The organism is Streptomyces sp. DH37, assembly GCF_029813835.1.
Classification (GTDB): domain Bacteria; phylum Actinomycetota; class Actinomycetes; order Streptomycetales; family Streptomycetaceae; genus Streptomyces.
Window position 1 is genome coordinate 1 of the sequence record NZ_JARVKV010000078.1, and the last position, 19,958, is coordinate 19,958.

Annotated in this window: 24 protein-coding genes; 8 read left to right on the plus strand and 16 right to left on the minus strand. The window is 75.3% G+C overall.

Going from position 1 to position 19,958, the window contains the following annotated elements; all coding sequences use genetic code 11:
* Positions 1-55: 55 nt before the first annotated feature.
* Genes QC029_RS26995 through QC029_RS27015 form a run of 5 tightly spaced genes read right to left on the minus strand, consistent with a single transcriptional unit; the run spans position 56 to position 2,460 of the window.
* Positions 56-1,030 carry a hypothetical protein gene (locus QC029_RS26995; protein ID WP_279558434.1) on the minus strand — a complete coding sequence of 325 codons (975 nt, stop codon included), beginning with the start codon at positions 1,028-1,030 and terminating at the stop codon, positions 56-58.
* Positions 1,027-1,440, minus strand: a complete 414-nt coding sequence (locus tag QC029_RS27000) for a hypothetical protein (protein WP_279558435.1) — start codon at positions 1,438-1,440, stop codon at positions 1,027-1,029. Before QC029_RS27000 ends, QC029_RS26995 begins: the two co-directional genes overlap by 4 nt.
* Entirely contained in the window at positions 1,440-1,829 is a 390-nt protein-coding gene (locus QC029_RS27005; protein ID WP_279558436.1) for a hypothetical protein, read from the minus strand. The genes QC029_RS27000 and QC029_RS27005 overlap by 1 nt, the downstream gene beginning before the upstream one ends.
* Before the next feature lie 23 nt (positions 1,830-1,852).
* Complete coding sequence (locus tag QC029_RS27010) at positions 1,853-2,209, minus strand: hypothetical protein (protein WP_279558437.1); 357 nt, start codon at positions 2,207-2,209, stop codon at positions 1,853-1,855.
* Positions 2,209-2,460, minus strand: a complete 252-nt coding sequence (locus QC029_RS27015) for an acyl carrier protein (protein WP_279558438.1) — start codon at positions 2,458-2,460, stop codon at positions 2,209-2,211. Before QC029_RS27015 ends, QC029_RS27010 begins: the two co-directional genes overlap by 1 nt.
* 246 nt (positions 2,461-2,706) lie before the next feature.
* On the opposite strand from QC029_RS27015, the gene QC029_RS27020 reads away from it, so the two are divergent.
* The 3 genes from QC029_RS27020 to QC029_RS27030 all read left to right on the plus strand — a co-directional run bounded on the left by QC029_RS27020 (position 2,707) and on the right by QC029_RS27030 (position 5,870).
* Positions 2,707-3,873 (plus strand): beta-ketoacyl synthase N-terminal-like domain-containing protein, encoded by a 1,167-nt coding sequence (locus tag QC029_RS27020; protein WP_279558439.1) that lies wholly within the window; start codon positions 2,707-2,709, stop codon positions 3,871-3,873.
* Positions 3,870-4,841, plus strand: a complete 972-nt coding sequence (locus tag QC029_RS27025) for a beta-ketoacyl synthase N-terminal-like domain-containing protein (RefSeq protein ID WP_279558440.1) — start codon at positions 3,870-3,872, stop codon at positions 4,839-4,841. Before QC029_RS27020 ends, QC029_RS27025 begins: the two co-directional genes overlap by 4 nt.
* Positions 4,842-4,910: 69 nt before the next feature.
* Positions 4,911-5,870, plus strand: coding sequence for a hypothetical protein (locus tag QC029_RS27030; RefSeq protein ID WP_279558441.1), 960 nt, complete (start codon positions 4,911-4,913; stop codon positions 5,868-5,870).
* A 66-nt stretch (positions 5,871-5,936) separates the two neighbouring features.
* On the opposite strand, the gene QC029_RS27035 is transcribed toward QC029_RS27030, so the two are convergent.
* The 9 genes from QC029_RS27035 to QC029_RS27075 all read right to left on the minus strand — a co-directional run bounded on the left by QC029_RS27035 (position 5,937) and on the right by QC029_RS27075 (position 12,943).
* The gene (locus tag QC029_RS27035) at positions 5,937-6,701 is read right to left on the minus strand and encodes an alpha/beta fold hydrolase (protein ID WP_279558442.1); all 765 of its coding nucleotides are present in this window, start codon (positions 6,699-6,701) and stop codon (positions 5,937-5,939) included.
* Positions 6,702-6,723: 22 nt separating this feature from the next.
* Positions 6,724-6,942 (minus strand): MbtH family protein, encoded by a 219-nt coding sequence (locus tag QC029_RS27040; protein ID WP_279558443.1) that lies wholly within the window; start codon positions 6,940-6,942, stop codon positions 6,724-6,726.
* An 81-nt stretch (positions 6,943-7,023) separates the two neighbouring features.
* Complete coding sequence (locus QC029_RS27045; RefSeq protein ID WP_279558444.1) at positions 7,024-7,374, minus strand: LysR family transcriptional regulator; 351 nt, start codon at positions 7,372-7,374, stop codon at positions 7,024-7,026.
* A 297-nt stretch (positions 7,375-7,671) separates the two neighbouring features.
* Positions 7,672-8,229 carry a M23 family metallopeptidase gene (locus QC029_RS27050; protein ID WP_279558445.1) on the minus strand — a complete coding sequence of 186 codons (558 nt, stop codon included), beginning with the start codon at positions 8,227-8,229 and terminating at the stop codon, positions 7,672-7,674.
* 376 nt (positions 8,230-8,605) lie between these two features.
* A complete protein-coding gene (locus QC029_RS27055; protein WP_279558446.1) occupies positions 8,606-9,394 on the minus strand; it encodes an ABC transporter permease in 789 nt (262 codons plus the stop codon).
* Positions 9,391-10,392: an ATP-binding cassette domain-containing protein gene (locus QC029_RS27060; protein ID WP_279558447.1), complete on the minus strand. Its 1,002-nt coding sequence runs from the start codon at positions 10,390-10,392 to the stop codon at positions 9,391-9,393. Before QC029_RS27060 ends, QC029_RS27055 begins: the two co-directional genes overlap by 4 nt.
* A gap of 65 nt (positions 10,393-10,457) precedes the next feature.
* Positions 10,458-11,303 (minus strand): DUF4097 family beta strand repeat-containing protein, encoded by an 846-nt coding sequence (locus QC029_RS27065; RefSeq protein WP_279558448.1) that lies wholly within the window; start codon positions 11,301-11,303, stop codon positions 10,458-10,460.
* 83 nt (positions 11,304-11,386) lie between these two features.
* Positions 11,387-11,902 (minus strand): hypothetical protein, encoded by a 516-nt coding sequence (locus QC029_RS27070; protein ID WP_279558449.1) that lies wholly within the window; start codon positions 11,900-11,902, stop codon positions 11,387-11,389.
* A 678-nt stretch (positions 11,903-12,580) separates the two neighbouring features.
* On the minus strand, positions 12,581-12,943 hold the full coding sequence (locus QC029_RS27075) for a DUF2185 domain-containing protein (protein ID WP_279558450.1): 363 nt from the start codon (positions 12,941-12,943) through the stop codon (positions 12,581-12,583).
* Between the two features lie 893 nt (positions 12,944-13,836).
* On the opposite strand from QC029_RS27075, the gene QC029_RS27080 reads away from it, so the two are divergent.
* Genes QC029_RS27080 through QC029_RS27100 form a run of 5 tightly spaced genes read left to right on the plus strand, consistent with a single transcriptional unit; the run spans position 13,837 to position 18,008 of the window.
* Positions 13,837-14,397 (plus strand): RNA polymerase sigma factor, encoded by a 561-nt coding sequence (locus QC029_RS27080; protein WP_336621616.1) that lies wholly within the window; start codon positions 13,837-13,839, stop codon positions 14,395-14,397.
* Positions 14,394-15,212, plus strand: a complete 819-nt coding sequence (locus QC029_RS27085; protein WP_279558451.1) for a zf-HC2 domain-containing protein — start codon at positions 14,394-14,396, stop codon at positions 15,210-15,212. The genes QC029_RS27080 and QC029_RS27085 overlap by 4 nt, the downstream gene beginning before the upstream one ends.
* Positions 15,209-16,042: an ABC transporter ATP-binding protein gene (locus QC029_RS27090; RefSeq protein ID WP_279558452.1), complete on the plus strand. Its 834-nt coding sequence runs from the start codon at positions 15,209-15,211 to the stop codon at positions 16,040-16,042. The genes QC029_RS27085 and QC029_RS27090 overlap by 4 nt, the downstream gene beginning before the upstream one ends.
* Positions 16,039-17,436, plus strand: a complete 1,398-nt coding sequence (locus QC029_RS27095) for a hypothetical protein (RefSeq protein ID WP_279558453.1) — start codon at positions 16,039-16,041, stop codon at positions 17,434-17,436. The genes QC029_RS27090 and QC029_RS27095 overlap by 4 nt, the downstream gene beginning before the upstream one ends.
* Complete coding sequence (locus tag QC029_RS27100) at positions 17,433-18,008, plus strand: hypothetical protein (RefSeq protein WP_279558454.1); 576 nt, start codon at positions 17,433-17,435, stop codon at positions 18,006-18,008. Before QC029_RS27095 ends, QC029_RS27100 begins: the two co-directional genes overlap by 4 nt.
* 516 nt (positions 18,009-18,524) lie before the next feature.
* Here QC029_RS27100 and QC029_RS27105 read toward each other — a convergent pair.
* Positions 18,525-18,959 (minus strand): hypothetical protein, encoded by a 435-nt coding sequence (locus tag QC029_RS27105; RefSeq protein ID WP_279558455.1) that lies wholly within the window; start codon positions 18,957-18,959, stop codon positions 18,525-18,527.
* The gene (locus tag QC029_RS27110; protein ID WP_279558456.1) at positions 18,959-19,222 is read right to left on the minus strand and encodes a hypothetical protein; all 264 of its coding nucleotides are present in this window, start codon (positions 19,220-19,222) and stop codon (positions 18,959-18,961) included. Before QC029_RS27110 ends, QC029_RS27105 begins: the two co-directional genes overlap by 1 nt.
* Positions 19,223-19,958 lie beyond the last annotated feature (736 nt).

The window sequence follows — 19,958 nt, forward strand, 5'->3', positions numbered from 1 at the left end:
GCCCCGGACCGCGTCACGCGGTCCGGGGCGGGCCCGCCGCAACACCGGCCGCCGGTCAGGACGCGCCGGCCGCCGCGCGGTCGACCTGCTCACGGGGCCGGCTGGAACCGATGAGGGCGCCGACCGTCATCACACACCGGTCGCCGTCCCAGGTCTGCCCGGACACGAAGACGTTGTCGGCCATCAGCCGGTCGATACGGGCCACATGGCGCAGCACGGCGCCGGGACGCACCTCACCGGCGAAACGGCAGTCGCGGAACGCCGCGGCCACCGGCACGCCCCGCGCGGTGCCGGTGGACAGCCACAGCAGCACCGAGGACTGCCCGAAGGACTCCAGCATCAGGGCCCTGGGATACATGTAGCGCGACAGGGGCAGCCCCTCGGCCATCGCCTGGTAACAGGGCTCCGAGCCGGAGACCGCCTTGACGGTGGTGATCTGCCGGCCGGGGTCGAACGCCTCCACCCGGTCCACCAGCAGCATCGGGTGACGCACCGGCAGCCGGTCCAGGATCTCGGTGTAGTCGGGGCCGCCGGGAACGCAGACCGCATGGGGCGGCCCGCCCGCCGGCGCCGGCAACCCGCCGCCGGCCCCGCGCTCACCGAGCACCACCTTCACCGCCGCCACCGGCGTGCCGTCCTGGCGGGCACCGGCGGCGGTCACCAGCCACCGTCCGCCGCCGTCGGCCTCCGCGGTCACCTCCAGGCGGATCTCGTCGCCGCCCTGCATCGGCGCCAACCAGCGCCCGGAGCGGACCTCGACCAGGTTCAGCGGCTCCTCCGCGCCGACGAGGGCGGTCGTCGCCTGGCGGATCCCCTCCAGCACGAACACCGCGGGCAGCAGCGTCAGCCCCGGAAAGTGCCCGGCCATGTACGGGTCCCGAACGTCGACGGTCTTGTACAGCAGGAACCGCAGGCCCGGCCCGCCGGGCAGCGCCTCGATCCGGTCCACCGCGCGCAGCGGGGTCGCGTACGTGTGCGGGCCGGCCGGCGGCGCCCCGCCGCCCGCCCGCGCGGGGAGGGCGGCGGTCACACGAACCACACCTGGTCGTACCGCGGCCAGCGCACCGCCAGCTCGGCCGGACCCAGACAGGTGGTCCCCGCGACGAGCTGGTCGGCGCTGAACCCGAGCGCCGTCACGGCGGCCTCGTCCACGAACACGCCGAAGCCCTCGGCGACCAGGTCGCGCACCGACCCCCGGTAGTCCGGCAGCGTGTCCAGCACCATCGTGCCCAGCCGCACCGACGGCCGGTAGGCGTCCTCCTCGACGGCCATCGTCACCGCCGCGCCGCGCAGCGCCACGTCCATCCGCGCGAACTGGCCGTGCAGGTCGAGCAGGCCGTACAGGGCGTGGAAGAACTGGGCCTCCACCGCGCCGCGGTAGCCGCGGTCCAGGACGCACAGCACGCTCGGGCCCACTGCGGTGCGGGAGGTGGTGGTCATCAGGCCCCTCCGAGGTAGAGAGTCCGCCTGGCCCCGGCCACGGTCGCCGCCAACCTGAGCGGGGACCGGTGCCGCACCTGCGGGATGTGGTGGGTGGCGCCGCGCTCCTCGGTGCACGCGGTGCACCCGATCCACGCGAAGCGGCCCCGGCCGTCGGCGATCATCCGCTGGACGATCGCCGAGGGCGAGGGGTAGTACCCCTCGGGGTCGCGGGTGTTGGGCAGCTTGGTCTCGCCGAAGGTGTCCTGGGTCATCATCGTGGCGTAACCGCACGCCCACACCCGCACCGAACCGCCGCGGTCGAGCACCGCCTGGGACAGCCGCAGCGCCGAGGTCACCACGTCGCTCGAGTGCGGGGCCGCCGTCAGGATCAGCAGAAGGTCCCACATGCGGCGTTCCATCGCGCCCGCCATCAGTGCCACACCCCCCGGCAGCCGTCCTCGGCCAGCGCCGCGGCGACGGCGTCCATGCCGGCCAGCCGCACGTGCGGCGACAGCCGCGTGGCGCCCAGCGCGCGCTGCGCCGCCGAGAAGTCGTCCACGAGGATCTCGGCGCCGGCCGCGGCCAGCCGCTCGATCTCGGGGACGCCGGTGCCCACGGCGCTGAGCACGCCGTCCTCGACCAGGAAGACCCGCACCCGGTGGCCGGCCTCGGCCAGCGCCGCGGCGTCCAGGAGGAAGGCGCCCGCGGTGGGGCCCGCCCAGTTCCCCTTGCTCTCGATCAGGAGATAGGAGACGGCGTCCGCGGCACGGGCGGTCTGCGCCTCCATCAACCGCGCAGCTTCCGGCTCAGCAGGGCCTCGATGTCGGGGAACCTGCGGACCGTGCCGAGCTCCTCCTCGGGAATCTCTATCCGGTACCGCTGCTCGAGCGTGACCGCGAGTTCCAGCGCCACCACCGAGTCGACCTCCAGCTCCTCGATCAGGAGCGCTTCGTCGGTCAGCTCCGACGGCTCGACGTCCAGCGTGTCCGCCACCAGCTCCCGAAGCTCCGACACGTCCAGTGTGGTTTCGGCACTCACCGGAATTCCCTTTCCTCGGGCCGTTCGCGCGGCTTTCCCGAAAAATCTCCGCGCCCGTGTTTTTCCGGCAGAACGCGGAACCGCGTCGAAATCTCCGCCGATGCTAGGGCAGCACACCGAAGGCGAGGACGCGGCCGGCCGATCACTGCAGGTACTTGCAAGGGCCACGGCCCCCGATCCCCGCGAATGCATCCTGAGCGGCGTCGGCAATTGTGCCGCACCCCCCGGAAGAGCGAGGTGCAACCGGTGACGGTCGTGGTCACGGGACTGGGAGCGGTGAGCTGCTTCGGCGCCGGAACCGCCGCCCTGTGGGACGGTCTGCTCCGCGCGGACCGGCGGCCGGCGCCCGCGCCGGACACCTGCGGCCTGCCGGCCCGGCCGAACCTGTACGCGGCGCCCGACCCGCACCCCCTGCCCCCGCACGCCGCGGCGCGCGGCGGCGAACCGGCCGGGCGGACCAGCGCGCTGGCGGCGGCCGCCGTCGCGGAGGCGGTCGGGGACGCCGGCCTGACGGCCGGGGACCTGCTCGACGCCGGCCTGACGGTGGGCACCTCGCTCGGCGACATCGACCTGGCGGAGACGCCCGGGGCCGCCGGCCGGCACCCCGCCACCCACCGCGTCGCCGCCGTGCTCGCCGGCCGGTTCGGCATCGGCGGCCCCAGCCAGACCCTCTCCACCGCCTGCTCGGCGGGGGCCTACGCGGTCGCCTGGGGCGCCGAGCTGATCGAGACCGGCCAGGCCGACACCGTCGTCGCCTGCGGCGGGGACGCCTTCTCGCGGGTGGCGATCGGCACGCTGCAGCGGTTCGGGCTGGTGGACCCGGAGTGCTGCCGGCCCTTCGACGCCGACCGCGCGGGCATGGTCACCGGCGAGGGCGCCGCCGCCGTGGTGCTGGAGTCCGCCGCCTCCGCCCGGCGCCGGGGCGCCACCGCGCGGGCCGAGCTCGCCGGCCACGGCTGGAGCTGCGACGCCCACCACCCGATGGCCCCCGAACCGTCCGGCGAGCAGCTGCACCGCTCGGCCGCCCGGGCGCTGGCCGGCGCCACCGAGGCCCCCGGCGCCGTCGTCCTGCACCGCGCCGGGGTGGCGGGCAACGACTCCGTGGAGTCCGCCGCGGTCGGCCGGGCCGTGGCGGCCGCCGGCGCCACCCCCGCCGAGGTCGCCGGCTACGCGCCGAAGGCCGTGATGGGCCACACCGCGGGCGCGGCCGGGGTGTTCGGCTGCGTGATCGCGGCCCTGATCCTGCGGCACCGGGTGGTCCCCCCCAACGCCCACGTCTCCACCCCCGACCCCCACTGCCCGCTGGAGATCCCGCTGGGAGCACCCGCCCCGCTCGCCCGGCCGTCGGTGCTGGTGAGCGGCACCGGATTCGGGGGCAACAACGCCGTGCTCGCCTGGAGGGCCGCCCGATGACCGTGCTGATCACCGCGGCGGGCGCCGTCGCCGAGGAGCCCCGGCCCGCCGACGCCACCGGCACCACCGCATGGTTCGACCCCGCCGCCCACCTCGGCCGGCGGGGCTGGAAGTACCTCAGCCCCGCCACCCGGTACCTGCTGGCGGCGGGCAACCAGGCGCTCGGCCGGCGCCACGACGCCCCGCCGCTCACCGGCGACCGGGCCGAGCGCTTCGGCGTGGTCACCGGCACCCAGTACGCGATCGCCGGCGTGCACCGGCGGATGGACGACATCCTCACCACCGAGGGCGTCCAGGGGATCAGCCCCGCCCAGGTGCCCGCGTTCTCGATGAACACCCCCGCCAGCCAGCTGGCCATCAGCACCGGCGCCCGCGCGTTCTCGGTCACGCTCACCAATCCGGTCACCGCGGGCCTGGAGGCCGTGCAGTTCGCGGCGACCGCGCTGCGCACCGGCCGGGCCGACCGGGTGGTGGCCGCGGCGACCGACCAGGCCCCGGCCGGGGACGGCGGACGCGACCGGTACGACGCCGCCGCCGCCGTCGTGCTGTCGGGCCCGCCCGCCGGCGCCGGCGCCCTCGCCGAGATCACCGGCGGGATCTCCCGCTTCGTCCCCCCGGACGCCGCCGACGGCCGGGACCGGGCCGCCCTCGCCGCGAGCGGCGAACGGATCGCCGCCCTGGCCCGCGGGGCGAAGGAGGTGCGGCTGGTGGTCAGCGCCCCGGCCGCCGCGGCGCGGTTCGGCGGCGCGGTCCGCGACGCCGTCGCCCGGGCCCTCGCCGCGGCCGGCGGCTCGGTGCGGGACCCCGCCGAGGCGGTGGGCGAGGCACGGCACTGCGCGGTGTCGGGCCTGCTGGAGCTCATCGCGCTCGCCCGGAGGGGCGGGACCGGGCTGGTGGTATCGGCCTCGGAATCCGGGCATCTCACCGCGATAGCACTCGACGATCCCGTTCACCCGGAATTCCACTGAACCATGGATATCCGCAGGCGTACGCGGAGGACTTTGACCGGTCTGCCGCGGCCCGGATATCGTGCCGCCATGACAGCCACGGCAGAGCGGCCGACCGATCGATTGACGAAGATACGCAGAATATCCGGTTATGGAGCCGCCATAGCGGTGACACCGTATCTGCTGATCAAAATCGTCTGGAGTTTCGGTCTCTTCATTCCGACCGAACAGATGGGCGGCGCCGACTGGCGCGCGATCAACGCGGCGACCGCGCTCCTGGCCGCCGTCGGCATCCTGCTGGCGATGGCGTTCTCCCGGCCCTGGGGCGAACGGCTGCCCGCGTGGCTGGTGGCCCTGCCCGTGTGGGTGGGAACCGGCCTGCTCGTCCCCATGCTGCTGCTGGCGCCGGTGCTCGGCCCGGCCGCGATGAACCGGGACCAGGAGGCGGGCGCCCCCGAGTTCTGGATCTACGAGCAGATCCTCGTGATGATCTCGCTGGTCGGAGTGGGCGTCGGCCTGCCCCTCGCCCTGGCGGGATACGCCAGGGCGCGGTGGCCGGAGGCGCTGGGCGGTCCGACCGACTGCGGGCAGCCGCCGGGCGGCACCCGGCAGCTGCAGACGACCCTGGCCGGGTTCGTCGCGGCCGGCTGCGTCCTGCTCGGCTGTGCCAAGGTGTTCTGGGCGGCGGGCGGCACCCTCGGCCTCGACCCGGCCATGCTGGGCAACCGCGACGTGTGGTGGCGCCTGCTGTCGCTGAGCACCGGCCTGTGGGCCTTCGCCGGGGCGTGGGGCATCCTGGTGCTGACCACCCGGCGCGGATCGCGCAGGTTCCTGCCGCCCATGGCGGCGGCGTGGATCTCCTCGGGCATGCTGTTCTCCTACAGCATCTACAACCTCCTCACCCTCACCGACATGCAGCAGCCCGCCCCGGAGCACCCGCTGGCCGGTGCGCTGGCCAGGGAGGCCGGCGCGGTCCTGGGCGTGATGATGGGGCTGACCCTCCTGCTGGTCCTGCACGACCGCCGGCGCGCCCTGCGCGGCGAGCCCTGACGGCCCGCCGACGAACCGCGCCGGACAAGGGGCCGAGGCCCCGTCCGGCGCGGTTCGCCGGCGCGGCTAGCGGGCGGCGCCGGGGAAGGGGAGGGTGCACCAGCGCGGCAGCCCGGACCACACCTCCGGGGTGTAGAAGTGCCCGCCGGGCAGCTCCACCGCCTCGAACGCCCCGTCCGCCAGGGACCTCCAGTGCCGTTCGACCTCGGCGAAGGGCTCGGAGTCCTCGGCCCCGTAGAGCACGCGCAGCGGCACCGACACCCGCGGCCCCCCGGTGAACCGGTAGGACTCCGACACCACCAGGTCCGCCCGGAGCAGCTCCAGCGCGAGCTTGACCAGCTCCGGCTCGTTGGCGACCACCGTGGTCATCTGCCCGAACTCGCGCATCCACCGCACGAGGGCGTCGTCACTGTCCTCCGAGCGCGGCACCTGGCCGCGCACCTCCCGGCGCCTGTGCGGTGCCACGCCCCCGGAGACGACGAGGGCCGAGGGCGGGGCGGCGCCCAGCCGCCCGAGCTGCGCCGCGGTCTCGAAGGCCATCCACGACCCCATGCTGTGGCCGAACAGGATGTAGGGGCGGCCGGTGAGGCCGCGCACGGCACGCACCACGTCGTCGCGCAGGGCGACCCAGTCCCGGGCGAACGGCGTGCCGAACCGCGCCTCCCGGCCGGGGTAGCACACCAGCGCCAGTTCCACGTCCTCGGGCAGGACCTCGGCCCACTGCCGGAACGGCGCGGTCCCGCCTCCGCAGTAGCTCAGGCACACCAGCACCCGGCCGGCTCGCGGCCTCGGCCGCGGCCGGTACACCGCGGCGGCGGAATCCGTCCGCATGATCGTCCTCCCCGCCGCCGGCCTACTTGGCGCCTTCCATCTGGCGCACCAGGCTGAGCGGACGCATGTCGGTCCAGTTCTCGTTGACGTAGTCCAGGCAGGCCTGCCTGCCGTCCTGCCCGTGCACCACCGTCCAGCCCGCGGGAACCTCGGCGTAGGCGGGCCACAGCGAGTGCTGGCCCTCCTCGTTGACCAGCACGTAGTACTGGGCGTCGTTGTCCTCGAAGGGGTTGCTGCTCATCGTCTTCTCTCCAAGCGTGTTCGGCGTTCGGGGCGGCCCGGGGACGGGCTCCCGGCGCAGGGGGGTTCCCCGGCGGCGGTACTAGGCGGTGCGCTGCCGGACCATCGGCACGGCGGTCCCTCCGGGGACTTCCCCGGCCTCGGCATCGGCTTCGGCTTCGGCCTCGTGCTCGCCGGTGCGGCCGCCGCGCGGATCGCGGATGCTGTCGATCAGCATCAGCACCGCCCGCACCGAGGGCAGGATCATGTGCCCGTCGCCGGTCAGCCGCGCACCGCTGGGGTGCCGGGTGAACAGCTTGAAACCGAGGGACCGTTCCAGACACTGGATCTGATAGGTGATCGCCGGCTGGGAATATCCCAGTTGCCGCGCCGCGACATCCATGCGTCCGGTTTCCGCGATCGAAACAAAGGCCCTGAACTCGCGCTCGTGCATCATTTCCTCACATGTGGCCCCTGCCGCCACAGAGTTCGACCACAAAACCGCCGTATCGAGAACCCTACAGACGCCGCACGCGCCTTTCCCCCTCTTGTTTCAGGAAGCTGCACCGGGCGCCGGCGGCCTGTGCGGGGCGCCGTCGGCGGGCCCGGCAACGGGCCCGCCGGCCGGGGGAGGAGCGCCGCTCCCGGCGCCGGGCGCGGGCGCTCCCGGGGGGGCGGGGACGGGGTGCGGCGGCACCCCGTCGGCCGCCTGCGCCGGCGCGGCGGGAACGCGCCGGGACCGGGCGGGAGGTCAGGCGCGGGTGTTCACGCTCACCGGCCAGGAGCCGGTGGGGGGCGTCCAGCCCTGGAGCGTGGCGGGGATGCCCACGCGGGTGTTGCAGTCGATCACCTGGAAGTGCAGGTGGGGGCCGGTGGACGCCCCCGTGCTGCCGGACCAGCCGATGACCCGGCCCTGCGGCACCCAGTCACCGGTGTTGTAGATCGCCCGGTTCAGGTGCGCGTAGTGGGTGCACCGGCCGTTGGAGTGCCGGATGATCACCTCGATGCCGTTCTGCCAGTACGGCGACCAGTCCGAGACCAGGACCGTGCCGGCCTGCGCGGCGGAGACCTCGTAGTTCGCCGGGAGCCCGAAGTCCCAGGCGTACTCGTTGTAGGGGCCGTAGTGCGAGTACGTGCCCTCCGGCCCCTGGGTGACCTGGTAGGCCTCGCCGGCGGGGTAGGGGAGTTCGTAGTAGTGGTCCGCGGCCGCGGCCGGGGCCGCCCCGGCCAGCGAGATGCCCGCGACCGCCAGCACCGCGCCCGCCGCCGCGGCGATCCTGCGCAGGACCGCTCTCGTTCCGTTCGCCATGTGTCTCCGTATCTCAAAGCCCGTCAGGGACCGGACCCCGAGGCCCTCGCGGGCCCCGGAGGAACCTGATCGACATGTCAGGTCCCGGACAACAATCCCGGTTGACGGGACGCCGTACAAGAGGGGAAGGGCCGGGCCTACGCTTTCCGGAGCCCGGAACCGGACGGCGCCGGTACGGTGACCGGGCGGGGAAGCCCCGCCGAACACCCCGGTGACCCGGACGGCCCCCGCGCCCCACCCCCGCCTCCCCGCGCCCGTGGCCCGGCGGCCGCGCGCGGGGACGCGGAGGGGGGCGGCGGACGCCGGCGCGGTGCGGGGCGTCCGCCGCCCCCGGGCGGGACGGGGCGGCGGGAGGCGGCCCGCGCGCCCGCCCCGGCTACCGCGGGTCGCGGTTGAAGACCGCCTTCGACCAGAGGTAGCCGAGCACGGTCAGTCCGGCGCACCAGGCGACGGCGAGCCACCCGTTGTGGCCGATCCCGCTGCCGAGCAGCAGCCCGCGCAGGGTCTCGATGGCCGGGGTGAACGGCTGGTACCGGGCGATCGGCTGGAACCAGCCCGGCATCGCGTCGACGGGGACGAAGGCGCTCGAGATGAGCGGCAGGACGATCAGCGGCAGCGCGTTGTTGCTGGCCGCCTCGGCGTTCGGGCTGACCAGGCCCATCCCGACGGCGATCCAGGTGAGCGCCAGGGCGACCAGCGCGAGCAGCCCGAACGCCGCCAGCCACTCCAGGGCCGTGGCGTGTACGGACCGGAAGCCGATGGCCACCGCGACGGCGCCCACGAGGACCACGCTCACCACCGACTGCAGCACGCTGCCGGCGACGTGCCCGACGAGCACGGCCCCGCGGTGGATCGCCATCGTGCGGAAGCGGGCGATGATGCCCTCGCTCATGTCGCCCGAGACGGACACCGCGGTCCCCACCACGGTGCCGCCGATGGTCATCATCAGGATGCCCGGCACGAGGTAGGCGATGTACGCGGAGCGGTCGGCGCCGCCGCCGATGCCCGCGCTCATCACGCCGCCGAAGACGTAGACGAAGAGCAGCAGCAGGACGATCGGCGTGAGCAGGAGGTTCAGGGTCAGGGACGGGTAGCGCCGGGCGTGCAGGAGGTTGCGGCGCAGCATCGTGCCCGAGTCGCGGAGGGCGGGGGACAGGGAGCTCATCGGAGGTTCTCCTCGGGCTGGTCGGGGGAGTGCGCCGGGCCGGTCAGGGCGAGGAAGACGTCGTCGAGGTCGGGGGTGTGCACGGTCAGCCCGTCCGCCTCGATGCCGGCGCAGTCCAGCCGGTCCAGGAGGGAGCGCAGTTCGCGCTGGGTGCCGTCGCTGGGGATCCGCAGCGTCAGCGCCTCGTCGTCCCGGGCGGCCTCGCGCAGGGCGAGGGCGGCCGACCGGTAGGCGGAGGGGTCGCAGAAGCGCAGCCGGACATGGCCGCCGGGGATGAGCCGCTTGAGCTCCTCGGCGGTGCCCTGGGCGGCGATCCTGCCGCCGGTGAGGACGGCGATGCGGTCGGCGAGCTGGTCGGCCTCCTCCAGGTACTGGGTGGTGAGGAGGACGGTGACGCCGTCGGAGACCAGCTCGCGGACGATCTGCCACATGGTGTGCCGGGAGCGGGGGTCCAGACCGGTGGTCGGCTCGTCGAGGAAGATGACGCGCGGGTCGCCCACGAGCGTCATGGCGATGTCGAGGCGGCGCCTCATGCCGCCGGAGTAGGTGGAGGCGGGCCTGTGCGCGGCGTCGGCGAGGCCGAAGCGCTCCAGCAGCTCGGCGGCGGCCCGGCGGCCCTCGCGGCGGGGGAGGTGGTGCAGGTCGGCCATGAGGAGCATGTTCTCCTCGCCGGTGATCAGGCCGTCGACGGCGGAGAACTGCCCGGTGACCCCGATCGCGGCGCGCACCGCCTGCGGGTCGGCGGCCAGGTCGTGGCCGCCGACGTGCAGGTCGCCGGCGTCGGCGGCCACCAGGGTGGAGAGGATGCCGACGACGGTGGTCTTGCCGGCGCCGTTGGGCCCCAGCAGCGCGAACACGGACCCGGCCGGGATGCGCAGGTCGATGCCGTCGAGCACGGTCCTGCCGCCGTAGGACTTGCGCAGGCCGGTGACGCGGACGGCGTCGGGCGGCTGCGGACCGCCGACCCTGCTGGACGTGGACATGACAGAAGAGGGCATGGGGTCCTCCCTTGCGAAGGGCTGGATGAAGAGGCTGAGGAGCGGGCGCAGGGGCGAGGGGGTGTTCAGGCCCGGGCGCGGCGCACGTCGATGTTGCCGTAGCGGGTCCGGGCGCGGACCTCGACGGTCTCCTCGGACTTCTGCGGGGTCTCGGAGGCGGTGAGGGTGTTGCGCACCTGCCCGTGGCGGGAGCTGACGTCGAGCCAGGCGGCGGTGCCCTCGCGGATGCCGACCTCGATGGCGCCGTAGGAGGTCTCCAGCCGGACGGTCCCGCGGGCGACCTCGGCGACGCGCAGGGTGCCGTGGGCGGTGGTGGCGGCGACCGGCCCCTCGGCGCGCGCGATGTCGATGTCGCCGTTGGCGCCGCTCACCCGCAGCTCGCCGGCCGCGGTGCCGACGGTCGTGGTGCCGTGCGAGTTCCTCAGGACGGCCGGGCCCTCGACGGTGCCCACGCGCAGACTGCCGGAACTGGTGGCGATCTCGGCCGGGCCCTCGACCCGGTCGACGGTGATCGAGCCGTGGGAGGCGGTCAGGTGGAGCGGCCCGGTCGCATCGAGGCGGACGTCGCCGGAGGAGGTCTTCACCCGGACCTCGCCGAGCCGGCCCTCGCCGAGCACCTGGGTCCACGCGCCGCTCACCTCGACGCGCGAGCCCGTGGGCAGTTCGACCGTCACGTCGACGGTGCCGGTGCGCCCGAGGAGGGAGCGCTGCCTGGGCGTCCTGACGGTCAGGACGCCGCCCGCGCAGACGACCTCGGTCTGCTCGGCCGCCCGGAGGTCCTGCTCCCGCTCCGGGTCGCGGGGCCGCACCTCCACGAGCGTGTCGGGGCGGTCGCCGGCGGTGAACCGGATGGAGCCGGCCTCCACGTGCGCCGTGGCCGAGATCGGTTCGGGGGTGTCGAAAGAAGGCATGGCTGTCCCGTCCTCCTGGGTCTTCGGGGCGTCCCCGCTGGTGGGACGTGGTGTGGGTGGAGTGGTGCGGGCGCCGGGCGCGGCTAGCGCACCCAGCCGGTGAAGCTCTGTCCGATGGTCTGGGTCCTCTCCGCCGGCCGCGGCCGGGCGCCGCCGTCGACCGCGGCCGACACGGCGCGCACCAGCCACGCGTTGACCGACAGGCCCTCGCGGCCCGCGGCCTCCTCGGCGCGGGCCTTGAGGTGGGCCGGCAGGCGCAGGTTGACGCGGGCGGTGCCGCCCTCGTCGCCGTCGGCCGGGGCCGGGGCCCTGGGCGGCTCGGCGGGCGCGGCCGGCTCCGCGGGGACGCCGCCGGCGGGCGGCGGTGTCACCACGAAGTCCGGGTCGAGCCCGCGCAGCCGTACGTCGACCGAGCCCGGGGCGAGTTCGCGGGTGATCTCGTCCATCGCGGCGGAGAGCACGTTGAGCATGGTCAGCCGGGCCGCCGACTCCAGGGGAGCGGTGAGCCGCTCGGCCAGCTCGCGGGCTTCGCCGCCGCCGGCCTCGGCGGCCACCGCGAGTTCGCGGCGGAGAGTGTCGACATACGGAGTGAGGTCCATGACGCCATCATGGCACCACAATGGCATCATAGGCAAGCCCGGCTGGCGCCCCGCCGGGAACGAATCCCGAAAAGACCACCCTGAGCTGCGAGAACACGAAGCGGAAGACCCGGAAGAACACGGCAGCGTGCATACGCGCACGCTGCCGGAGGCGCGGAATGGCGCCGCCTGACGCCACGTGGTGCCAAATGACGCCACTCAGCGCCATCCGGTGCCACCGTGTCTCCACCGCCCCGCCGGAACCCCCGCCCGATCGGCCGGACCCCAGACCGGTACGGCAACGGCCACCGGGCCGCCGCCCGGCGGGAGTGACGCGGCCGGTCTCCGCCTCGACCCGCCCGAGCGGGCAACCGGTGCGCCGCGCGGACGAGAGGAGCCGGATCCAGGCGCCCGGACCGGTCCCAGCCGGTGCTGCCCGCCGTCCCGGCCGCCGCGAGCACCCCGGTGACACCGACCGGGCCCTCGCCGCCCTGCCGTCCTCGGCACCTCACCGCCCGCCGCGGCACGAACTCGTCGCCTGCCCCACACCGCCGTGAAGACCGCCTTCCCGGGCGGCGACCGGCCGGCCGGCACCCGGGGTCCCATCGGGCCTCTCGGCGACGAACCGCTCATGGCCGAGGCGCGCCAACAGCCGGGGCCGGCGTCCGAGCCCCGCACCGCGCCTGACCCCGGGCCGGGTCAGGCGCGGTGCCGGGGAGGAACGTAGAAGTCGTCGCGCGGGATCTCGCGGCCGGTGGGGGTGTCCACGACGTGGATGCCCTGGTCGTCGACGACGAGCTGGAGGTCCGCGCCGACGGGGAAGTCGTAGATGCCGATGAGGGCGGGCTCGATCGCGCAGACGGCGTTGTAGTCGGCGACCCGCCAGGCGTCGCCGCTGTTGAGGTAGGCCGAGTCGTCGATGTGACTCATGATGCGCCAGCCGTTGTCGGCCGGTGCCCTGGACGGCTCGCGCACCATCCACCGGACACGGCCGTGGCCGCTGAGCACGTTGGTGGTGGCCAGGCAGGCACCGGCTCGGGGAATGAACTCAGGGACGGCCACGGTGGTCCTCCGGTTGGGACAGGCGGCTGTTGGCGTACCGCGAACTCGGCCGGCGGCGCGTCGTTCCCGCGAAACAGCCGACTTGACGGGTGATCGGATGGCTTGGAGCGCTTCGCGCCCAGATGCCCCGAGGCGCGACGGAGGCGGAAACGGCCTTCAGGGACCACAAGGCGCCGAATCCCCGACCACCAACGACGGAAGACCATTCCCGCGTGCTCATCATCGCCCATCCCCACCGGCCCGGGCGAGGCGATCGCGCCGGCCGCGCCGGCCGCGCACCGCGTCGACGTCACCGAGACCCGCGGCGCCCGCCCGGAGCACCGCCGCTGCACCACCGGCCGGGCCCCGGCCGACCTCACTCCCACCCGGCGGCCCCACCGGCCGAACCGCCCGGCCCGCACCGGCGGCCCCCGGACACCCTCCAGCTCACCGCCGACCGGCCCCGCCGGATGAGCGAGGCGTTCACCGCGACCGGCGACGCGTCACGAGGGCGGACACGCAAACGCCCGCGCAGCGCCCGCCGAGAGGCCGGACCCGACCGAACCCGGGGCGCGCGCCGACGAGCGCACCCGGTACGGCGAAGCCGGCGGAGCGCTGCCAGTCCGCCGTACGGCCCCGGTGGCGGCCCCGCGGACGGCCCGGGGGCACGGGACGCCGAAAGCGCGCGCTTCCGGATCCAGACCGGGCCGGGTGGCGCGTTGCGGACGAGGAGAACGGGGCGAGCGGGGCGAGCGGCCCGGCGCGAGGACGTACACCGTTGTCCGATGTCCGACCGGGCGGGGACACCGGCGCAGCGAAGAGGGCCGGCCGAGCGGAGCCCGCGGGTCTCCCCGCACGTGGCGTGGATCACACCGGAGGGAAAACCCGCGGCCCGGCTCGGGCGTCTAGCGGGTGTGGGATCAGTCAGGGCAGCACTGCACGAGGTGGACGAGGAGCGTCTCGTCCGGCTGGTGGCAAAGGGCGACCGCGCCGCGTTCGAGGAGCTGTACCGGCGCACGTCGCCGTGGATGGCGGTGCGGCTGCGCCGCCGGTGCGCGGACGAGCAGATCGTCGCGGAGGTCATGCAGGAGACCTACCTGGCGGTGTGGCGCGCGGCGGGCGCGTTCGCCGGGACCGCTGCCGGGGGGACCGCCGTGGGCTGGCTGTGGACGATTGCGGCGCGCCGCCTGGTCGACGCGTTCCGGCGCAGAGCTCACCACGCGGAGCCGCCGCCGGCCGCCGCCGCGCCCGAGGCGGCGCCCGCCGCCGAGGAGGAGGCGCTCGCGGCGAGCGTCGGCGGTGACGTCGGGGACGCACTGCGGTGCCTGGCACCGGAGTTGAGACAGGTACTGCAGGCCATGGTCCTCGACGGACTGTCCGTCCGGGAGACCGCGGTCCTGCTCGGACTGCCCGAGGGAACGGTCAAGACCCGTGCCCGCCGGGCCCGGATCGCGATGCGGAGGGCGCTGGCGTGAGCGGAGAACACGCGTCGATGCGGACCATCGAGGAGTACGCGCGCGGCGGCACGGACCTCGCCGCCGACGAGGTGTGGGCCGTGGAGGCCCATCTGGAGGTGTGCCGGGCGTGCCGTGACCGGCTGTCCGCCGCTGTCGGCGCCGGGGTGCCCGCCGTGGCGGCGCTGGCCGACACCGTGTGGTCCGGCCTCGAGCCCCGACTGGCGCTCACCGCCACGATGCCGCGCGGACGGCGCTGGCCGGCGCGGCTGTCGCGGTGGCTGACGCCCACGATGGTGCCCTGGCTGGCCATGGTCGCGGGCGTGACGCTGCTGGCCCTGCTGCTCGACCTGGCCGGCACCGGCACCGGCGAGGTGTCGCTGGTGCTGCTGGTCGCACCGGTCCTGCCCGTGCTCGGCGTCGCGGCGTCCTGGTCGCGCGGTCTGGACCCGGCCTACGAACTGACGGCCTCGGCGCCCAGGGCCGGGCTCTACCTGGTGCTGCGGCGCACCGCGTCCGTGCTCGGCGTGGTCGTCCCCGCGCTGCTGGTGGGCGGATGGGCGACGGGGGTGATGGTGGCGCAGTGGCTGCTGCCCTGCCTGGCCCTCACCGCGGCGACGCTGGCGCTCGGCGGCGCCGTCGGCGTGACCCGCGCCGCCGTCCTGCTGGCCGCCGTGTGGGCCGCCGCGGTCGTGGCGCCGACCCTGGCCACCAGCCGTACGGCCTTCGCCCTGCACACGGGCGGCCTGCCGGTGTGGGGGCTGGTCCTCACCCTCGCCATCGGTGTCGTGATCGCCCGCAGGGGCGCGTACTCCGTGCTGGGGGCCCACCGATGACCACGGGAAGGGAGCACCGCATGACCTCCGCGGTGAGCGCGTCCGACATCGCACCGACGGCCTACGCCTGGCAGATCCGGGCCACCGGGCTGCGGGTCAGGGCCGGCAGGAAACGGATGGCCGTCGACGGCCTCGACCTGTCACTGGGCACCGGCGTGCACGGACTCCTCGGCCCCAACGGGGCGGGCAAGACCACCCTCATCCGGACACTGGCCACCGTCCTGCGCCCCACCGAGGGCACCCTGGAACTGCTCGGCGAGCCCGCGGGCGGCAGGGGCGAGCACCGCGCGCTGCGCCGCCGGATCGGCTACCTGCCGCAGGAGTTCGGCTACTACAAGCGCTTCACGGTGCGCGAGTTCATCGAGTACATGGCGTGGTTGAAGGAGGTGCCGAAGGCGGAGATCCCCGCGGCGGTGCAGCGCGCCGTGGAACGGGTGGGCCTGGCGGACCGCGCCGACGAGCGGATGAAGACCCTGTCGGGCGGCATGGTGCGCAGGGCCGGCATCGCCCAGGCTATCGTCAACGACCCGTCGATCCTGCTGCTGGACGAGCCGACGGTCGGCCTGGACCCGACCCAGCGGCTGCGCTTCCGCAAACTGCTCCAGGAGCTGGGCACGGACACCTGCGTGGTCGTCTCGACCCACCTGGTGGAGGACGTCGCCGCCGCCTGCACCGACGTGGTGCTCTTCGCCGAGGGCCGGCTGGTCTTCCAGGGAACGCCGGGCGAACTGGCCGCGGCGGGCGGCCCCGGGCACGTGGGCGACACCCCGCTCGAGCGCGGCTACTCGGCCCTGCTGCAGGGCCACGAGCGGGCGGGGGGCGCCTGGTGAACACCCGCGTCCTGCGCATCGAACTGAGGCGCTCCCTCGCCCCGTGGGCCGGTGCCGCGGTCCTGACGAGCGCGCTGGCGTTCCTGTACCTGGTGAACGCCGCGTGGTGGAGGGGCACCACGGCGTGGACGGCCCAGTGGACGCCCATGGCCCTGTGGACCCGCGGCCTGCTGTTCTACCTGTGGCCGCTCGCCGTGGGACTCGGGGCGCTGCAGGGCCTGCGCGACCACCGCTCGAGGATGTCCGAACTGCTCAGGAGCACGCCGCGGCCCGCCCGGCACCGCGCGGCCGCGCTGGCGGGCACGACGGCGATCACACTGGCCTCGGCCTTCGCGCTCCTCGTCCTGGTGGGCGCGGCCCAGGTGCTCGCGGGCACCGCGTACACGCACCTGGGATGGCTGCCCGTCTCGCTGGTGGGGGCGCTCTCCCTCGTCGCGGGAGCCGTGCTGGGCATGGGCGCCGGGCGGGCCCTGCCGTCCGTGCTCACCCCGCCCGCCCTGGCCATGGGCGCCTTCGCCTTCACAGCCCTCCTGCACATGTCGCCGGGCCGGACGCAGACGGTCACGCAGGAGGGGTACCCGAGCACGGAGCCGAACCGCCTCTCGCTGCTGTCGCCGGCGGTGCAGGAGGTGCGCCACGTGCTCCTGACCCTCTCCGCCCCCGTGCACGCCGGGCAGACGATCTGGCTGCTCGGCATGGCCGCGACCGGCTTCGCGCTGCTGGCCGCCGCGACCGCGCGCGCCCGGCTGCTGGCCCTGACGCCCGTCCTGGCGGGCGCGGTCACCGCCCTGCTCGTCCTGCCCTCCGACCCGCGCCGGATGTACGTCGTCGACACGGCCGCCGCGCAGCCGGTGTGCGACGGCCCGGTGTGCGTGACCAGGGTGCACCAGCCACGACTCGCCGACCTCGCGGACCCCGCGAGGGAGGCGCTGCGCCTGCTGCGCGACGCCCTGGGCGACCGGGCGCCGGTCTCGGTCCGGGAGGACACCGCCGTACTGCCGGACGGCGCCGTGCCGCGGTGGTCCCGCACGACCGTGCTCATCGACTTCGACGACGACCTCATCGGCGCGGCCAAGGGCGAGGAGCTGACCTGGGCCCTGATCGCCCGCGGCATGGTGCCGGGCTGCACACCCGTCGGCTGGAGCAGCTTCGGGGGAGAGGACGTGGCGCGGAGCGTCGCGGCGGGCTGGGTCCTCGGGGACCTCAAGCCGCTGCCCGACACCGGGCCGGCCGGCCTGCGCCAGGAGATCGACACCGAGGCCCGCGAGGTCTGGAAGGACCTCAGGGCGCTGCCGCGGGCCGAGCAGCTCTCGCGGATCAACGCGATGCGCGCCGCCGCGCTCTCCTGCGAGGCAGACGCGCTCGACGCGCTGACCGGCGGTGCGTCCCGGTGAGATGGGCGGTGCTGTACGCGCGCTCGCGGCAGGTGCCCGCGTCGCTCGCCGCGGTGGTGATCAGCGCGGTGGCGGCGTGGGCGCTCGCCCGCAACGGGGGCGCAGAGACCGGTGACCCGCGGCTGCCCGTGCTCGTTCTCGCCGCGGGGGCGATGGCGGCCTCGGTCGGGCTCAGCGGGCAGGACCTCGCGCTGGACCGGGCGGCCGCGATCCGCTGGGGGCCCCGCAGGACGGCGCACGTGCTGCTCGCCGGCGCGACCGTCGGCACGGCGCTGCTGGCGGTGCAGACGATGGGCGAGGACCTGGCCACCACCGCGTTCGTCGTCCGGGACAGCGCGGGCCTGATGGGACTGGCCGCCCTGGGCGCAGCGCTCTCGGACGGCCGGTACGCATGGACGCCGCCGTTCGCCTGGCTGTCGCTCTCGTTCCTCGCCCCGCCCCCGACGAGCGCGCCGACGCAGGTGGCGGCCTGGATGCTGCTGCCGCCCGGCACGGCGGCGGGCACCTGGACGGCCCTGCTCCTCACGGTCGCCGGCACCGCGGCCTACGCCCTCGCGGGGCCGCGGCGGTGACCGGGCCGGGCCACGGCCGAGGTCACCGGGACACCGCAGCGACGCCCGGGCGCGGGGGTGCCGGTGGGGGCCGGGAGGCTGCCGGGCACGGACGCGCAGGAGTTCGCGCGGCCGGATCTACGGCACCGACCCGAGCGGCCCCCACCCCGGCCCCCGGGCTGGCTCTGTCCGCCGGCAGTCGGTGGGCCGGGCCGCGGGAGGGCCTGACCGGGTGCGCTGCGGCCCGCGCCGGATGCGCTGGGCGAGGTGTCCCGAGCGGGAAGCCGGCGCCGGAGGACGGCCCGCGTCGCAGGAGGGACCAGGTCCCGCCCGCCCCACGTCGACGTCGGCCGAAACGATCCGGCAGAAGGCGAGTCACGCGACCCGTCGGACGGTGCCCGGGCGGTGGAAGCCCCCGGCGGCGTCCGGCGGGACGGGCGGCGGACCGATGCCGTCGGCGGTGATCAGGTCTGGGCAATGGAGCCGTCCGAGGACCCCGCTCACGGGCCCGCCGCGCGGCGGGCCCGTGAGCGGCGGTCAACTCCGGTCAATGGGCCATGTGGTGGCACTGCGCCACGTACCGCAGTCCGAGGTGTTCTCGGTGCCCCGGCACACGGCGATGCTGCCCGTGGTCGTGATCCAGTAGGACTGCCGTACGCCGACCTCGACGCTTCCGGGGCCGCAGATCTCGGCGTGCTTGCGGGCGGGGCCGGGCGCGAGGTCGTACACGAAGCGCGTCCACACCGAGTAGCACCCGGCACCGGTGTTGGTGAGCTCCCCCTCGATCACCAGGACGCTCGGGGGCCAGCCGCTGCCCGGCTCGGTCCAGCGCTCCCCCGCGGCGGCGGCGGTGCCGTGCTGAACCGACCACTCGACCGCAGCGGGAGCCGCGGCGTTCGCGGGGACGGCCGTGGCGGCCAGCAGGGCGGCTGCGGCGGCCGCGGTGGCCATGGCGGCGGTACGCGTGCGCATCAGATCGTCTCCTTCTTCGGGAACTTCCTCGGTGACAGGCCGCGCGGGGTGCGCAGGCCGCGAGCGAGGCCGGCGAGGGGGCGGCCGAGCACCGGCAGACCCCGCGCAGCGGCGTGGCGCAAGGGGCTCCGACGCGCGGCGGGACGGGCGATGCACCGGCGCGGGCCCATGGCGCCGGCGCCGACGTCGACGCCGGGGATGCCGCGGACGGCGATCACGGTGCCGGTGGAGCCGGGCGCGTACTCCTCGATGCGGCGGCGCACCGGCGCCACCGCATCGCGCCCGTGGCCGTAGGCGAGGTGGGCCTGTGCGGGTCCACGAGCAGCACGGACGACGTGTCGGTGGGGCGGCCGGCAACGCCTCGGCCTCCCCGGCGGCGAACCGGCCGCCGCGCGCGGTGGCGTGGACCGGCGCCCGGGGGCCACCCGCGGCCCGGCACGGGCCGGCGTCACCGCGGCGACCGGCCCGTTGGGCCCGGTGCCGAGGACCGCCGCGTCAGTCATGGGGCAGTCCCCTCCGCAGCCGGTTGCCGCTGTCTTCCCTTGCGTACGGGCGACTTACCTCTCTAGGAAACCCGAGTCGATGCAGGCAACGAATCCCTGGAGTGATGGCTGGAAATCTTCCCTGAATGGCCGGGACGCCAGATGTGCCGCGCGGCCTTTCCCCTGAGGGCTTGCCGGGAATGAACGTGTCGCCTCCCATCTCCCGGGGCCCGTTGACGTGATGTGCGCACCCCGGACGGGACCTGCGGCCGACTCGCCGCGAAGTTCCCGGTGCCGTTCCCGCACCCGAATGAGCGGCAGCGGCGATCGCTCACGGTTGCCGGGGCCCGAGAGCCGGGGCACGGCGGTATCCGAGCGGTCGCGCGGGCGGCACCCGGACCGTGACGCCCCAGGCCCGCCACGCCAACGAAGCGGGCCGGACGGCACATGGGCGCCGGCCGGCCGGTGATCGGTGTGGCGAGCGCGAAGGGATGCAGCGGCCGGCCGGCGTGCCGGC

Excerpts from the sequence above, each read along its gene's own strand:
- QC029_RS27040 (WP_279558443.1), bottom strand. The coding sequence starts at position 6,942 with ATGAGCAGCAACCCCTTCGAGGACAACGACGCCCAGTACTACGTGCTG.
- QC029_RS27030 (WP_279558441.1), top strand. The coding sequence starts at position 4,911 with ATGACAGCCACGGCAGAGCGGCCGACCGATCGATTGACGAAGATACGC.
- QC029_RS27070 (WP_279558449.1), bottom strand. The coding sequence starts at position 11,902 with ATGGACCTCACTCCGTATGTCGACACTCTCCGCCGCGAACTCGCGGTG.
- QC029_RS27105 (WP_279558455.1), bottom strand. The coding sequence starts at position 18,959 with ATGCGCACGCGTACCGCCGCCATGGCCACCGCGGCCGCCGCAGCCGCC.
- QC029_RS27090 (WP_279558452.1), top strand. The coding sequence starts at position 15,209 with ATGACCACGGGAAGGGAGCACCGCATGACCTCCGCGGTGAGCGCGTCC.
- QC029_RS27005 (WP_279558436.1), bottom strand. The coding sequence starts at position 1,829 with ATGTGGGACCTTCTGCTGATCCTGACGGCGGCCCCGCACTCGAGCGAC.
- QC029_RS27050 (WP_279558445.1), bottom strand. The coding sequence starts at position 8,229 with ATGGCGAACGGAACGAGAGCGGTCCTGCGCAGGATCGCCGCGGCGGCG.
- QC029_RS27045 (WP_279558444.1), bottom strand. The coding sequence starts at position 7,374 with ATGCACGAGCGCGAGTTCAGGGCCTTTGTTTCGATCGCGGAAACCGGA.
- QC029_RS27010 (WP_279558437.1), bottom strand. The coding sequence starts at position 2,209 with ATGGAGGCGCAGACCGCCCGTGCCGCGGACGCCGTCTCCTATCTCCTG.
- QC029_RS27000 (WP_279558435.1), bottom strand. The coding sequence starts at position 1,440 with ATGACCACCACCTCCCGCACCGCAGTGGGCCCGAGCGTGCTGTGCGTC.
- QC029_RS27065 (WP_279558448.1), bottom strand. The coding sequence starts at position 11,303 with ATGCCTTCTTTCGACACCCCCGAACCGATCTCGGCCACGGCGCACGTG.
- QC029_RS27035 (WP_279558442.1), bottom strand. The coding sequence starts at position 6,701 with ATGCGGACGGATTCCGCCGCCGCGGTGTACCGGCCGCGGCCGAGGCCG.
- QC029_RS27060 (WP_279558447.1), bottom strand. The coding sequence starts at position 10,392 with ATGCCCTCTTCTGTCATGTCCACGTCCAGCAGGGTCGGCGGTCCGCAG.
- QC029_RS27055 (WP_279558446.1), bottom strand. The coding sequence starts at position 9,394 with ATGAGCTCCCTGTCCCCCGCCCTCCGCGACTCGGGCACGATGCTGCGC.
- QC029_RS27025 (WP_279558440.1), top strand. The coding sequence starts at position 3,870 with ATGACCGTGCTGATCACCGCGGCGGGCGCCGTCGCCGAGGAGCCCCGG.